General features: G+C 72.1%; 17 protein-coding genes. 9 read left to right on the plus strand and 8 right to left on the minus strand.

The features are described 5' to 3' along the window. Window position 1: 1 nt before the first annotated feature. The 3 genes from ACIA3K_RS15350 to ACIA3K_RS15360 form a co-directional block, all read right to left on the minus strand. Window positions 2-373 carry a hypothetical protein gene (locus ACIA3K_RS15350; protein WP_396801598.1) on the minus strand — a complete coding sequence of 124 codons (372 nt, stop codon included), beginning with the start codon at window positions 371-373 and terminating at the stop codon, window positions 2-4. Next, the gene (locus ACIA3K_RS15355; protein ID WP_355052125.1) at window positions 370-852 is read right to left on the minus strand and encodes a DUF6232 family protein; all 483 of its coding nucleotides are present in this window, start codon (window positions 850-852) and stop codon (window positions 370-372) included. The genes ACIA3K_RS15350 and ACIA3K_RS15355 overlap by 4 nt, the downstream gene beginning before the upstream one ends. Before the next feature lie 157 nt (window positions 853-1,009). After that, window positions 1,010-1,489, minus strand: coding sequence for a DUF6232 family protein (locus tag ACIA3K_RS15360; RefSeq protein ID WP_396801599.1), 480 nt, complete (start codon window positions 1,487-1,489; stop codon window positions 1,010-1,012). 98 nt (window positions 1,490-1,587) lie between these two features. Between ACIA3K_RS15360 and ACIA3K_RS15365 the strand changes: the two genes are divergently transcribed. Both ACIA3K_RS15365 and ACIA3K_RS15370 read left to right on the plus strand, forming a co-directional pair. Beyond that, the gene (locus tag ACIA3K_RS15365) at window positions 1,588-2,361 is read left to right on the plus strand and encodes an enoyl-CoA hydratase/isomerase family protein (RefSeq protein WP_396801600.1); all 774 of its coding nucleotides are present in this window, start codon (window positions 1,588-1,590) and stop codon (window positions 2,359-2,361) included. Window positions 2,362-2,454: 93 nt separating this feature from the next. Beyond that, on the plus strand, window positions 2,455-4,077 hold the full coding sequence (locus ACIA3K_RS15370) for an acetolactate synthase (RefSeq protein ID WP_396801601.1): 1,623 nt from the start codon (window positions 2,455-2,457) through the stop codon (window positions 4,075-4,077). 51 nt (window positions 4,078-4,128) lie between these two features. Here ACIA3K_RS15370 and ACIA3K_RS15375 read toward each other — a convergent pair whose 3' ends face one another. From ACIA3K_RS15375 to ACIA3K_RS15385, 3 genes are read right to left on the minus strand one after another with little or no spacing between them, the layout of a single operon-like run. Further along, entirely contained in the window at window positions 4,129-4,545 is a 417-nt protein-coding gene (locus tag ACIA3K_RS15375; RefSeq protein WP_396801602.1) for a PLD nuclease N-terminal domain-containing protein, read from the minus strand. Between the two features lie 27 nt (window positions 4,546-4,572). Continuing rightward, complete coding sequence (locus ACIA3K_RS15380; RefSeq protein WP_396801603.1) at window positions 4,573-4,878, minus strand: DUF202 domain-containing protein; 306 nt, start codon at window positions 4,876-4,878, stop codon at window positions 4,573-4,575. Next, window positions 4,875-5,267: a YidH family protein gene (locus ACIA3K_RS15385; protein ID WP_396801604.1), complete on the minus strand. Its 393-nt coding sequence runs from the start codon at window positions 5,265-5,267 to the stop codon at window positions 4,875-4,877. The genes ACIA3K_RS15380 and ACIA3K_RS15385 overlap by 4 nt, the downstream gene beginning before the upstream one ends. 42 nt (window positions 5,268-5,309) lie before the next feature. Here ACIA3K_RS15385 and ACIA3K_RS15390 point away from each other — a divergent pair, with 42 nt between their 5' ends. From ACIA3K_RS15390 to ACIA3K_RS15405, 4 genes are all read left to right on the plus strand, one after another. After that, window positions 5,310-6,107: a GNAT family N-acetyltransferase gene (locus ACIA3K_RS15390; protein ID WP_396801605.1), complete on the plus strand. Its 798-nt coding sequence runs from the start codon at window positions 5,310-5,312 to the stop codon at window positions 6,105-6,107. Continuing rightward, window positions 6,104-6,517, plus strand: coding sequence for a hypothetical protein (locus ACIA3K_RS15395; protein ID WP_396801606.1), 414 nt, complete (start codon window positions 6,104-6,106; stop codon window positions 6,515-6,517). Before ACIA3K_RS15390 ends, ACIA3K_RS15395 begins: the two co-directional genes overlap by 4 nt. A 187-nt stretch (window positions 6,518-6,704) precedes the next feature. After that, window positions 6,705-7,484, plus strand: a complete 780-nt coding sequence (locus ACIA3K_RS15400) for an electron transfer flavoprotein subunit beta/FixA family protein (RefSeq protein WP_396801607.1) — start codon at window positions 6,705-6,707, stop codon at window positions 7,482-7,484. A gap of 15 nt (window positions 7,485-7,499) precedes the next feature. Beyond that, the gene (locus tag ACIA3K_RS15405) at window positions 7,500-8,459 is read left to right on the plus strand and encodes an electron transfer flavoprotein subunit alpha/FixB family protein (RefSeq protein WP_396801609.1); all 960 of its coding nucleotides are present in this window, start codon (window positions 7,500-7,502) and stop codon (window positions 8,457-8,459) included. A 95-nt stretch (window positions 8,460-8,554) separates the two neighbouring features. On the opposite strand, the gene ACIA3K_RS15410 is transcribed toward ACIA3K_RS15405, so the two are convergent. Next, on the minus strand, window positions 8,555-9,355 hold the full coding sequence (locus tag ACIA3K_RS15410; RefSeq protein ID WP_396801757.1) for an anti-sigma factor: 801 nt from the start codon (window positions 9,353-9,355) through the stop codon (window positions 8,555-8,557). Continuing rightward, window positions 9,309-9,911 (minus strand): RNA polymerase sigma factor, encoded by a 603-nt coding sequence (locus tag ACIA3K_RS15415; protein ID WP_396801610.1) that lies wholly within the window; start codon window positions 9,909-9,911, stop codon window positions 9,309-9,311. The genes ACIA3K_RS15410 and ACIA3K_RS15415 overlap by 47 nt, the downstream gene beginning before the upstream one ends. 230 nt (window positions 9,912-10,141) lie before the next feature. Here ACIA3K_RS15415 and ACIA3K_RS15420 point away from each other — a divergent pair, with 230 nt between their 5' ends. From ACIA3K_RS15420 to ACIA3K_RS15430, 3 genes are all read left to right on the plus strand, one after another. Next, window positions 10,142-10,972, plus strand: a complete 831-nt coding sequence (locus ACIA3K_RS15420; protein ID WP_396801611.1) for a DUF4397 domain-containing protein — start codon at window positions 10,142-10,144, stop codon at window positions 10,970-10,972. After that, entirely contained in the window at window positions 10,969-11,619 is a 651-nt protein-coding gene (locus ACIA3K_RS15425) for a class F sortase (RefSeq protein ID WP_396801612.1), read from the plus strand. Before ACIA3K_RS15420 ends, ACIA3K_RS15425 begins: the two co-directional genes overlap by 4 nt. Before the next feature lie 107 nt (window positions 11,620-11,726). After that, window positions 11,727-12,902, plus strand: coding sequence for a cysteine desulfurase family protein (locus ACIA3K_RS15430; RefSeq protein WP_396801613.1), 1,176 nt, complete (start codon window positions 11,727-11,729; stop codon window positions 12,900-12,902). Window positions 12,903-13,010: the final 108 nt, after the last annotated feature.

A 13,010-nucleotide genomic window follows, 5' to 3' on the forward strand; every position in this document is an offset into this window, starting at 1 on the left:
TCTACCGACTGGCGCGTGCGACGCGCAGCGCCCACCAGATCAGTGGGACCTGCAGGGGCACCCGGCCGTAGGCGATCGCGCGCCTCGTCGGCCGACGGTGTCGCCAGTCCACCGCCATCTTCACGTTGGCCGGCAGGACGGCGACGAACAGCGCGGCGGCGGCTCGACCGCCGGCCCGCCGGCTGGCCGGGCGCGCTACCGCCGCTGCCACCGCCAGTTCGGCGACCCCGCTCGCGTACGTCCAGAGGCGGGCCGGACCGGGCAGCGTACGAGGCACGATCGGGTCGTAGTAGCGGGGGCGGAGCAGATGGGTGACGCCCGCCGCGGCGAGCAGCCCGGCCAGGGCGACGGCCTCGCCGCGTCGGCTGGTCATCGATGGTCCCCCTGCTGTTCGACGGCACGCTGCACGGCCCGGTAGATCTGCCCGAACCGTAGCGCGTCCGGCGTACGCAGGAGCATGTGCTCCTGACCGTGGTGCTGCACCCACAGTTCGTGCACGTGGCTGCCGCGCTCGTAGGAGCGGTCCAGCCAGCCGAGGGGGATCTCCAGGAAGGGCGCCAACGCCAGCGCCCCCACCGCGCAGGCGGCGAGGATGATCAGCGCCAACTGCCAGTTGCCCCGGTCCTGGGCCGACCACGCCAGCGACACCACGCAGACCAGCGCGACGAGGGGCGGCAGCGACAGCAGCAGGACCAGCACACCGCGACCCAGCACCCGGCCGCGTACGGCGAGCGTCTTCGGCCCCCGTTGGTGCCAGACGAACGTCACGTCGGGCAGGGCGATCACCTGACCGCCCGCCCGGATCGACTCGGATGTCACCTGCACCGCGTCGTCCCGGTAATAGAGGGTCATCACTAAGCCTAACCACCGCAAGGCAACCCCGCGCTCTCTGCCCCGCGTTCCCTGCCCCGTCGATCTTGCACTTTCTGCTGCGACATAAGGGGCATAGCCGCCCCTACTGGCAACAGAAAGTGCAAGATCGACGGGGTGGGGGCGGGGGTGGGGCGGGCTAGCGGCGGGCGGCGGGGCGGGCGGGTTGCGTCGCCTCCATGGCGCGCTGGACCGCCCGGTAGATCTGGCCGAAGCGCAGCGCGTCGCGGGTGTGCAGCAAACGCACCGGCTGGCCCCGCCAGCGGGCCCAGATCTCCAGTTGGCGGCTGCCCCTGGCGTACGAACGGTCCAGGTGCTCGAAGAGGAAGTCGGCGACCGGACCGACGGCCAGTCCGACCAGCACCGAGGCGCCCACGATCGCGATCGTGACGGTGGGTGAGCGGTGCATCCAGACGGCCACGCCGATGCCGATCACCGCAGCGACCAGCGGGCCGGCCAGGGCGGCACCGATCGCGCCCCGCCCGGCGAGCACCCGCCAGGAGCGGCTGCCACGGCGGTGCCAGACCATGGTGATCTCGGCCAGGGGATAGTTGCGCCCGTCGACCTGGACGGCGGTGGAGGTGACCCGTACCGACCTGTCGTCGTAGAAAGTGATCATGGCTGGACTCCCGCCCGCGGGGCTGACACCACACTACTTACCCCAACGACCCGGGTCGTAAGGTTGGCACGCGACTTCGACGAGGAAGTGAGGGCAGCGTGGGCGATTTCGTTCGGCTGGAGACCAGGGACGGCATCGGCACCATCCGGCTGGAGCGGCCGCCGATGAACGCGCTCAACACGCAGGTGCAGGAGGAGTTGCGCGCCGCCGCCACGGAGGCCACCGCCGATCCCGAGGTCCGTGCCGTCATCGTGTACGGCGGGGAGAAGGTCTTCGCCGCCGGTGCGGACATCAAGCAGATGGCCGACATGTCCTACGTGGACATGGCCGACCGGGCTGCGGCGCTGTCCAGCGCGCTCGGCGCGATCGCCCGCATTCCGAAGCCGGTGGTGGCAGCGATCACCGGGTACGCGCTCGGCGGCGGCTGTGAGCTGGCGTTGGCGTGCGACTGGCGGGTGGTCGCCGAGGATGCCAAGCTCGGCCAGCCGGAGATCAAGCTGGGCATCATTCCCGGCGCGGGCGGTACGCAGCGGCTGGCCCGTCTCGTGGGTCCGGCGCGGGCGAAGGATCTGATCATGTCCGGGCGGATGGTGGACGCCCAGGAGGCGCTGCGGATCGGTCTCGCCGACCGGGTCGTACCGGCCGCGGAGGTGTACGACGCGGCCGTCGCGCTCGTCACGCCGTACCTCAAGGGTCCTGTGCAGGCCCTGCGCGCCGCGAAGCTGGCGGTCGACGGCGGCCTCGACATGGACCTCAACTCGGGCCTGGCCTGGGAGAGTCAGCTTTTCGCGGCGCTGTTCGCGACCGACGACCGGCGCGAGGGGATGACCGCGTTCGTCGAGAAGCGCAAGCCGGACTTCACCGGCCGCTGACCGGTCGGGCCGACGGCGAACCGAGAACGGTTCACATTCTGCCTACCGGCCAGTAACGTGTGACGTCGGCCATCTGCGACCAAAGGAGCGGCGATGACGGAGCGGATCGAAGGTCACGGCGGGGAACTGGCGCTCGCGGCGTTGCGGGCGCACGGGGTGCGGGAGATGTTCACCCTCTCCGGTGGCCACGTCTTTCCGCTCTACGACGCCGCGCACAAGGCCGACTTCCCGATCTACGACGTCCGGCACGAGCAGTCGGCGGTCTTCGCGGCCGAGGCCGTGGCGAAGCTCCAGCGCCGACCCGGCCTCGCCGTGCTCACCGCCGGTCCCGGTGTCACCAACGGCATCTCCGGCATGACCAGCGCGTTCTTCAACGCCTCCCCGGTGCTGGTGCTCGGTGGTCGCGCGCCCGCCTTCCGGTGGGGCTCGGGCAGCCTCCAGGAGATGGACCACCTGCCGCTGGTCGCCCCGGTAACCAAGCACGCCGAGACGGTGTTCAGCACCGACGACATCCCGCGCGCGGTCGGGGCCGCCCTCACCGCCGCGCTCACCCCGCACCGGGGCCCGGTCTTCCTCGACTTCCCGCTGGAGACGGTCTTCTCGGTCGCCGACGCGGACCTGCCCACGCCGGCCGGCGTCGACGCGGTCGAGCCGGACCCGGACGAGGTGAGCCGCGCCGCCACCCTGATCGCCGGCGCGCAGCGCCCGGTCATCATCGCCGGCTCGGACGTGTACGCCGGTAACGCCGTGGCCGCGCTGCGCGAGGCTGCCGAGGCGTTGCAGGTGCCGGTGTTCACCAACGGGATGGGCCGCGGCTCGCTGCCGCCGGAGCACCCGCTCGCCTTCGCCAAGGCCCGCCGCGCCGCGCTCTCCGGCGCCGACGTCGTCGTGGTGGTCGGCACGCCGCTGGACTTCCGGCTCAGCTTCGGCGACTTCGGTGACGCCAAGGTCGTGCACATCGTCGACGCGCCGAGCCAGCGCGCCACGCACGTGCAGCCGGCCGTGGCCCCCGCCGGCGACCTGCGCCTGATCCTCTCGGCGCTGGCCGACCACGCCGGCGACCGGGCCGACCACGCCGACTGGATCGCCGACCTGCGGGTCGCCGAGGACGCGGCGAAGGCCCGGGACGCCGCCGAGATGGCCGCCGAGACCGACCCGATCCGGCCGGCCCGGATCTACGGCGAGCTGCGCCGGGCGCTCGCCCCGGACGCCATCACCATCGGCGACGGCGGTGACTTCGTCTCGTACGCCGGGCGCTACCTGGAGCCGTCGCAGCCCGGCACCTGGCTGGACCCGGGCCCGTACGGCTGCCTGGGCACCGGCATGGGCTACGCGATGGGGGCCCGGGTCAGCCACCCGGACCGGCAGATCTGCGTGCTGATGGGTGACGGCGCGGCCGGCTTCTCGCTGATGGACGTCGAGTCGCTGGTCCGCCAGAAGCTGCCGGTGGTGATCGTCGTCGGCAACAACGGCATCTGGGGGTTGGAGAAGCACCCGATGCGGGCCATGTACGGCTACGACGTGGCCGCCGACCTCCAGCCGGAGCTGCGCTACGACTCGGTGGTCAGGGCGCTGGGCGGCGCGGGGGAGACGGTCGCGAAGGCCGCCGACCTTGCGCCGGCGCTGCAACGGGCCTTCGACTCCGGCGTGCCGTACCTGGTCAACGTGCTCACCGACCCGACCGACGCGTACCCCCGCTCGTCGAACCTGGCCTGAGTCCGAGCCGGTAGCCGCCGTCGTCCCGCGCGGGGCGACGGCGGCCCGGCACTAGACCTCCGGCCGGTCGCCGTCGCGGGGCGGCTCACCGTCGCGCCGGCGCAGGTCGTCCTCACGCCGGCGCAGGTCCTCCTCCCAGCGGCGGAAGAGTTCCTGGTCCTGCTGCTTGGCGCGGTCCTGCACCGAGCGGAGGAACTCCGGGTCGTCGTCGGGAGCGAGTGGACGGCGCGGCTTCCGCTCGGCGGCGCTCGGGCCACCCGGCCACACCGTGCGGCTCGCGGTGCCGGGCTCGCGCCCGGCGACGAACCAGGCGATCGACCCGACCAGGGGGAAGAACAGGATGATCAGCACCCAGGCGATCCGGGGCAGGGCACGGATCTGACCCTCCTCGGCGGACAGGCAACTGATCAGCGCGCAGACGGCGAGGACGATCTGCGCCAGGAAGAGGAGAACGTACAGCCGGGCCATGCACCCATCATGGCGCACGGCGTCCCGTCAGCGTAGTCCGCGAACCGTCAGCAGCACGCCGAGCAGCGCGAGCCCGACCGTGCCCAGCGCGACCAGCGGCAGCGTCCGGCCGCCGGTACGGGCCCCGCCGACGCCGGTGGCGCGCGGCCAGCAGAGCACGAGCAGGCCGCCCCAGACGAGCACGGCCGCGCCGACGACGAGCGCGCCGAACAGGCCGCCGTTCGACGCCAGCCGGACGGCCAGCGCGGTCACCACGGTCAGCGTCAGCAGGGTGCGCCGCCAGGCCAGCCGGGTCCGCTCCGGTTGCAGCCCCGGGTCGCGTACGGCGTTCACCGTTCCCCGATCGCCCGGGCCAGGACCGCGAGCACCAGCAGGATCGCCCCCGCGCCCACGGCGAGGGCGAGGATGGCGGGGAAGCGGGAGGCGGGCAGCTCCTGACCGAGCCGGATGGCCCGTTCGGTACGCGCCCAGTGGTCGACGGCGCGGATGGCGACGGCGCCACCGAGCAGCAGCAGCGCGACCGCGATGACCTCCCGCAGGTGGCTCATCGGCAGCGGCGGCAGGAACTGCGCGGCGGCCAGCCCGCCGCCGACCAGCGCGAGACCGGTGCGCAGCCAGGCGAGGAAGGTCCGCTCATTGGCGAGGGAGAACCGGTAGTCCGGTCTCTCACCGACGGTGCGCGCCTCCGCCGGGTCGAACCATCGCCTGATCGCTTCCCACACGTGGGCAGATTATCCGTTTCCCCCGGACCGTAGCCTGGTCTGGTGACCGATCTTGATGTGAACACCCTGCGTGACGCCTACGACAACCAGATCCGCCCGGAGATCCCCGACCCGGTCCCGGCCGGGGTGACCGTGGAGCGCGACGGTCCGCTCGTCCGCATCATCGGGCTCGACGCGGGCGGTTTCCTCACATACCGCGACCTGGGCGGCTTGACCGGCGACGCGCTGGACGAGCTGATCGCCCGGCAGGTGCGGTACTTCCGCGAGCGCGGCATGTCGGTCGAGTGGAAGCTCAACGAGCACGACGAGCCCGCCGACCTGGCGGACCGCCTCCGCGCCGCCGGGTTCGTGCCGGAAGACCGGGAGACCGTCGTGGTCGGGCCGGTCGCGCCGCTCGCCGCCGCGCTGCCGGTGGTTCCCGAGGGGGTACGCCTGCGTGAGGTGACCAGCCGGGAGGACCTGGAGCGGATCGCCGGTATGGAGGAGGAGGTCTGGCAGGAGGACCGCTCGCACCTGGTGTGGGGTCTGGCCAAGGAGATCGACGCCGACCCGAACTCGATCACGGTGGTGGTGGCCGAGGCGGACGGGGTGGTGGTGAGCGCCGGCTGGGTGCGGTACCTGGCGAACACCGGCTTCGCCACCCTCTGGGGCGGCTCGACCCTGCCGCAGTGGCGGCGCAGGGGCATCTACCGGGCGTTGGTCAACTACCGGGCGCGGCTGGCCGAGCAGCGGGGTCGGACGCTCGTGCAGGTCGACTGTTCCGAGGACAGCCGGCCGATCCTCCAGCGACTCGGACTCGTAGCCGTCACCACCACCACGCCGTACGTCTACACTCCATGATCATGGAGCAGCGGTTGACGGACGAGGAGCGCCTGACCCTCAAGACGGGCGCGTTCGGCGCGGTCTTCCTGGTCTCGAACGCCGACCCGGGGATGCTGGGCGTGATCCGCGAGAGCGTGGCCGCCTCGGGCGCGCTGGCCGACGCGAGTGGCGTGGTCAAGGAGGCCCTGACCACCGGCCCGCTGCCCCGCCTGCCCCGGGACTCCCAGTTGGAGATCGAGTCGGTGGTGCTGCCGGCGCTCGGTCGGGCGGTACGGATCCTGCGGGAGAAGTCGCCGGCCGACGTCGAGGCGTACCGGTCGGTGGTGCTGTCCGCCGCGGATCGGGTGGCCCGCGCGCACGACGGGGTGGCCCCCGCCGAGGCCGCCGCCATCGAGCAGATCCGGGGCGCGCTGGCGGAGTCCGTCTGACCTGCGCCACGCCGGTGACCTGTGTCACTCTGCGTGCCCGGCAGCGGTAACCTACTGGCAGGTAACATTGCCGCGTGGGCAACTGCACAGCAGCCCTCGGTTGACCGGGCGTCGACCGACACGCGAGGCTGCGGCCCAGACCGGGCGAGCCAATCGCAACACCACACAGGAGGGTCGTCGAAGCGCGATGAATATCGTCGTACTCGTCAAGCAGGTGCCTGATTCGGGCGCGGACCGCAACCTGCGCAATGACGACAACACCGTCGACCGCGGTTCGGCGAACAACGTGATCAACGAGATGGACGAGTACGCCATCGAGGAGGCGCTGAAGATCAAGGAGGCGCACGGCGGCGAGGTCACCATCCTGACCATGGGTCCGGACCGGGCGACCGAGTCGATCCGCAAGGCGCTCTCCATGGGTCCCGACAAGGCCGTGCACGTGGTGGACGACGCCCTGCACGGTTCCTGCGCGGTGGCGACGTCCAAGGTGCTCGCCGCCGCCCTCGGGCAGCTCAACGCCGATCTGGTGATCTGCGGGGCGGAGTCCACCGACGGCCGGGTGCAGGTCCTGCCGCACATGATCGCCGAGCGGCTCGGCGTCGCGGCGCTCACCGGCGCGCGCAAGCTCACCGTCGACGGCACGACGCTGACCGTCGAGCGGCAGACCGAGGAGGGGTACGAGGTCGTCACGGCCGCCACCCCGGCCGTCGTCTCGGTCTGGGACACCATCAACGAGCCGCGCTACCCCTCCTTCAAGGGCATCATGGCCGCGAAGAAGAAGCCGGTGCAGACGTACTCCCTGGCCGACCTGGGTGTCGCGCCGACCGAGGTGGGCTTCGACGGCGCGACCAGCGCCGTCGTCGAGCACACCAAGCGCCCGGCGCGTTCCGGCGGCGCCAAGATCACCGACGAGGGCGAGGGCGGCGTCAAGCTGGTCGAGTTCCTCGCCACCGAGAAGTTCGTGTGAGAGGGGCTTTGAGACATGTCTGAGGTTCTCGTCGTCGTCGAAGCCACCAAGGAATTCGGCGTCAAGAAGGTCACCCTCGAGATGCTCACCCTCGCCCGTGAGCTGGGCACTCCGACCGCCGTGGTGCTCGGTGGACCCGGGGCCGCCGAGGCGCTGAGCGCCAAGCTGGGCGAGTACGGCGCCCAGAAGATCTACGCCGCCGAGGGTGACGACATCGACGGCTACCTGGTCGCCCCCAAGGCGAGCGTGCTGGCCGAGCTGGTCCAGCGGGTGCAGCCGGCCGCCGTGCTGCTGGCGTCGGCCCAGGAGGGCAAGGAGATCGCCGCCCGGCTCGCCGTCAAGCTCGACAACGGCATCCTGACCGATGTGGTCGGCCTGGACGCCGACGGCACCGCCACCCAGGTCGCCTTCGCCGGCTCCACCATCGTCAAGTCCAAGGTCACCAAGGGCCTGCCGCTGGTCACCGTGCGGCCGAACTCGGTCACCCCCGCCCCGGCGGCGGCCACCCCGACGATCGAGCAGCTCGCCGTGTCGGTCACCGACACCGACAAGCTGGCCCGGGTCGTCGAGCGGGTCGCCGAGCAGAAGGGCTCCCGCCCCGAGCTGACCGAGGCCGGCATTGTCGTCTCCGGCGGTCGTGGCGTCGGCAACGCCGACAACTTCAAGCTGGTCGAGGAGCTGGCCGACCTGCTCGGTGGCGCCGTCGGCGCGTCCCGCGCGGCCGTCGACTCCGGCTTCTACCCGCACCAGTTCCAGGTGGGTCAGACCGGCAAGACCGTCTCCCCGCAGCTCTACGTGGCGCTGGGCATCTCCGGCGCCATCCAGCACCGGGCCGGCATGCAGACCTCGAAGACGATCGTCGCCGTCAACAAGGACGGCGAGGCGCCGATCTTCGAGCTGGCCGACTTCGGCGTGGTGGGCGACCTGTTCAAGATCGTCCCGCAGGCCGCCGAGGAGATCCGCAAGCGCAAGTAAGTGTCTGTCGCAGAAAGTGGCCGCCCGTCGTGACGGGCGGCCACTTTCTTTGCGGGAGCTGATCGGCGGGCCGGGGAGCTGAGCCGGCCCGCCGATCAGCCCGTCAGGGTGCCCCTCAACAGGCTGTCGCCGGAGTGGCGGGTGTTGTTGTCGTACTGCTCGGCGGACACGTCGACCACCGAATAGCTCTTGAGATCGACGTTCGGGGGCAGGGGCAGTAGAGCGTCCGCGTCGCCACCGAGGGTGCCGATCGAGAACATCTCCATGGTCGTCGGGTTGATGAGCCAGACCTCGTAGTACCCCGGCACGCGCGGGAGATTCGCCACATGCAGATGTAGTTGACCGCCCTGCAGGACGCGCGCGTCGCCCTGGGCCGACTTCGGCGTCGAGCCGAAGGCCGCCAGTGGCGCGCTGGCCAGCACCGTCGGCGTCTCCGCAGGCGTCGGATCCGTCGGCCGCAGCACCGTGACCGTGCCCACCACACCGATCGCCGCCGCCGCGACGGCGGTCACCGCCGTGGCCGCCCAACGGGACCAGCCACGACCCCGGGGGGACCGGCGCGTCGGGTCCAGCCGGGTGACCGCCTCGGTCGCCGTCGCACGGGTCTGCGCGGGCACCTGCTGCCGATCGACGCCGGTCAGCACCGCCACGGGTGCGTGGACCTCGGTGCCCTCGGCCGCCCTGATCTGGGCTTCGATGCCCTGCCAGAGGTGCTCCGGCGGGTCGGGCAGGTCGCCGAGGCCCTGCGTCTCGGCGCCGAGCCCGGCCACCTGCCGCAGGGTCGTCAGCTCCGTCCGGCAGTGCGCGCAGGTGTCGAGGTGGGTGCGCTCCCCGTCGTCCGCCTCGCTCTCACCGAGCGCCAGAAAGACCAGCCGCTCGTGCTCCAGGTGCTGCACCATCCACCTCCCATCTGCGTTTCAAGCTCGCCATGCCGCGCCGGATGTGACTCTTCACGGTGCCCAGCGGCACCCCGGTCACCGCGGCGATCTGCTGGTGTGTCAGGTCGTCGTAGAAGGCCAACTCCAGCATGCGCCGCTGGTCGTCCGGGAGGCGTGCCAGCTCGTCGGCGATCACCAGCCGATCCACCACCCGGTCCGGGTCCGGCCCGGTCTGCGCGGGCTCGGGCAGTTGCCGGACCGTCTCCACCACCCGCGTCTCCCGCGCCGCGGCGCGCAGGCGGTCGATCACCTTGCGACGGCCGATGCCGAGCAGCCAGCCGACCAACGAACCCTTGGCCGGGTCGAAGGTCTCCCGGCCCAGCCACGCGCCCACGAACGTCGCCTGGGTCACGTCCTCGGCGTCGGCCCGGTTGGCCAGCATGGTGGTCGCCAGGTGCAGGACGGCGCGGCCGTAGCGCTCGTACGCCGCACGCAGGGCCGCCTCGTCGCCGGCCCGGAACCGGGCCGCGAGGTCGTCCGCCGGTGGGTCCGGTTGCGGTGGCAGCGCCGTCACGGGGCGGCCCGCCTTCGATGGGGCATGCCCGACTGTAGCTGCCACAGCCCTCGCCCCACTCTCCCGGTCAAAGTCATCTCACCTGCTCTTCGGCCACCGACGGTGATCTGGATGCGGTCGGAACCGAGAAAAAGAAACGCGTCGAGAGCGCATCCGCCCGTCGCGGAGCCGGCGTAACCCGTTCTGCAAGCCAGGCCTGACGAATCAGCACCAATCACCAGGAGGCAGACATGCAGCTCTCGTACTTCCGTCGGGTCGCCGCGGGCGGCGCGGTCGCCGCGCTCGCCTTCGCCGGTGTCGGCGCGTTCACCGCCACCCCCGCGTACGCCGCCACGTCGAAGGTCTCCGTCGTCCACGGCATCCCGGACACCCCGGTCGACGTCTACGTCAACGGCAAGAAGACGCTTGACAACTTCAAGCCCGGCGACGTCGCCGGTCCGTTGAACCTGGCCGAGGGGGAGTACGACATCGCCCTCACCAAGCCCGGCGAGCCGGTCGGCAGCGCGATCCTCAAGGCCGACGACGCCAAGGTGCCGGGCGGGGCGAACATCAGCATCGCCGCACACCTCGACGCCGCCGGCAAGCCGACGATCACGCCGTTCGTGAACGACGTCTCCAAGGTCGACGCCGGCAAGGCCCGCCTGATCGTCCGGCACACGGCGGCCGCCCCGGCGGTCGACGTACGGGCCGGCGGCACCCCGGTCTTCAAGGGCCTGACCAACCCGAACGAGGCCAAGGGCGACGTCGACGCCGGCGCGGTGAAGGCGGACGTGGTGCTGGCGGGCACCGACACCGTGGCCATCGGCCCGGCGGACCTGAACCTCTCCGAGGGCACCGCGACGATCGTCTACGCCATCGGCTCCGCCGAGGGCAAGACTCTCGACGTGGTGGCCCAGACGATCACTGGCCTGCACTCCGCACCGGGCGGCGTGCCGAGCGGTGACGGTGGTCAGGCGGGTACCGGCGTGGGCGCCTGGTGGTACGCGCTCACCGGCGCCGGCGTACTCCTGCTGGTCGGTGGTGGGGCGCGGATGGCGACCGCGCGGACCGGCCGCAAGTGACGGTGCGCAACCGCGGCGCGCTGGCGGCCCTGGCCGCCGGCGCTGCCGCGCTCACCGTCGCCACCCTGGTGGCGTGCAACTCGCAGCCGGCCGGAAACGTGGGGACCGAAGAGGCGACCGCGCTGGCCAGCCCCACCCCGACCGTGGCCGTCCCGTCGGTGCCGGTGACCGTCGGCGACCTGCCCGCCGGCGCCGAGGCCGTCCCGCCGGTCCGGCTGGTCATTCCGGAGATCGGCGTCACCGCCACGGTCAACGCGGTCGGCATCAACGAGCGCACCAACGAGTTCGAGGTGCCGCCGAGCGTCGACGAGATCGGCTGGTACCGCTACGGCCCCGGCCTGGAGGCGGACGCCGGATCGGTGGTCATCGCCGGGCACGTGGACAGCGCCAGACAGGGCAAGGGCGCGTTCTACCGGCTGCGCGAGCTGGACCAGGGCGACACCCTGACCGCGACCGGCAGCGACGGCACGGCACGGCGGTACCGGGTCGTCGCCCGGGAGGAGTACGCCAAGACCAAGATTCCGTTGGACCGCTACTTCGCCCGGGACGGCAAGCCGCGGCTGACCCTCATCACCTGCGGTGGGCCGTTCGACGCCAAGGCCCGTAGGTACCGGGACAACATCGTCGTCACGGCGGTGCCCGCCTGAGCGGTCCGCGTCCGCTTCGTGCCGGGGTGGCCGTCACACCCCGGCACGTCGCGCGGAGTCCACTCCGCCCTCGGGTCTCCGGCCGGTCGGCCGTACGCTGAAGGGCGATGGCTTACCTGGATCACGCGGCTACCACCCCCATGCTCGACGAGGCACTGGAGGCGTACGTCGTCACCGCCCGCGAGGTCGGCAACGCGTCCTCCCTGCACGCGGCCGGTCGTCATGCCCGTCGCCGGGTCGAGGAGTCGCGCGAACGGGTGGCCGCGGTGCTTGGCGCCCGGCCGTCCGAAGTGATCTTCACAGGCGGTGGCACGGAGAGCGACAACCTGGCGGTCAAGGGCATCTTCTGGGCCCGCCGGGACGCCGTCGCCGACCGTCGGCGGGTCGTCTCCAGCGCCGTCGAACACCACGCCGTGCTCGACTCGGTCGACTGGCTGGCCGAGCACGAGAACGCCGAGGTCGGCTCGCTGCCGGTGGACGCCACCGGCCGGCTCGACGCGGATGACCTGCGCGCCGAGCTCAGCGCGCACGCCGACCGGGTGGCCCTGGTCACCGCGATGTGGGCCAACAACGAGGTCGGTACCGTGCAGCCGGTGGCCGAGCTGGCCGCCGTCGCCGCCGAGCACGGTGTGCCGTTCCACACCGACGCCGTCCAGGCCGTCGGCCAGGTGCCGGTCGACTTCGCCGCCAGCGGGGCCTCCGCGCTGACCGTCACCGGTCACAAGCTGGGCGGCCCGATCGGGGTGGGCGCCCTGCTGCTCGGCCGGGACGTGGCCGCCGTACCGCTGCTGCACGGCGGCGGTCAGGAGCGCGACGTCCGTTCCGGCACGCTGGACACCGCCGGCATCGTCGCCTTCGCGGTCGCCGTCGAGACGGCGGTCAAGGGCCAGCAGGAGTACGCGGCCCGGGTGGCCGCCCTGCGCGACGACCTGATCGAGCGGGTCCGCCGGGCGGTGCCCGAAGTGATCTACAACGGGGACCCGACCGACCGGCTCCCCGGCAACGCGCACTTCTCCTTCCCGGGTTGCGAGGGCGATGCCCTGCTGCTCCTGCTCGACGCCCAGGGCATCGCGTGCTCGACGGGCTCGGCCTGCTCGGCCGGCGTCGCCCAGCCCTCGCACGTGCTGCTGGCGATGGGCGCCGACGACGACCGCGCCCGATCGTCGCTGCGCTTCACCCTCGGCCACACCAGCACCCAGGCGGAGATCGACGCCCTGGTGTCGGCCCTCCCCGCAGCGGTCGAGCGAGCCCGCAGAGCCGCCGCCCCCCGAACCCCCCGCTAAACCCCTTCCCGGCCCCCTCGGCCCCCCGCCCTGTCCCCGTTGATCATGAAGTTATTGCCCTGCCGATCGGCGTGTCGTGGCAATAACTTCATGATCAACGGGGGTGTT

This window comes from Micromonospora sp. NPDC051543, assembly GCF_044454415.1.
Classification (GTDB): domain Bacteria; phylum Actinomycetota; class Actinomycetes; order Mycobacteriales; family Micromonosporaceae; genus Micromonospora.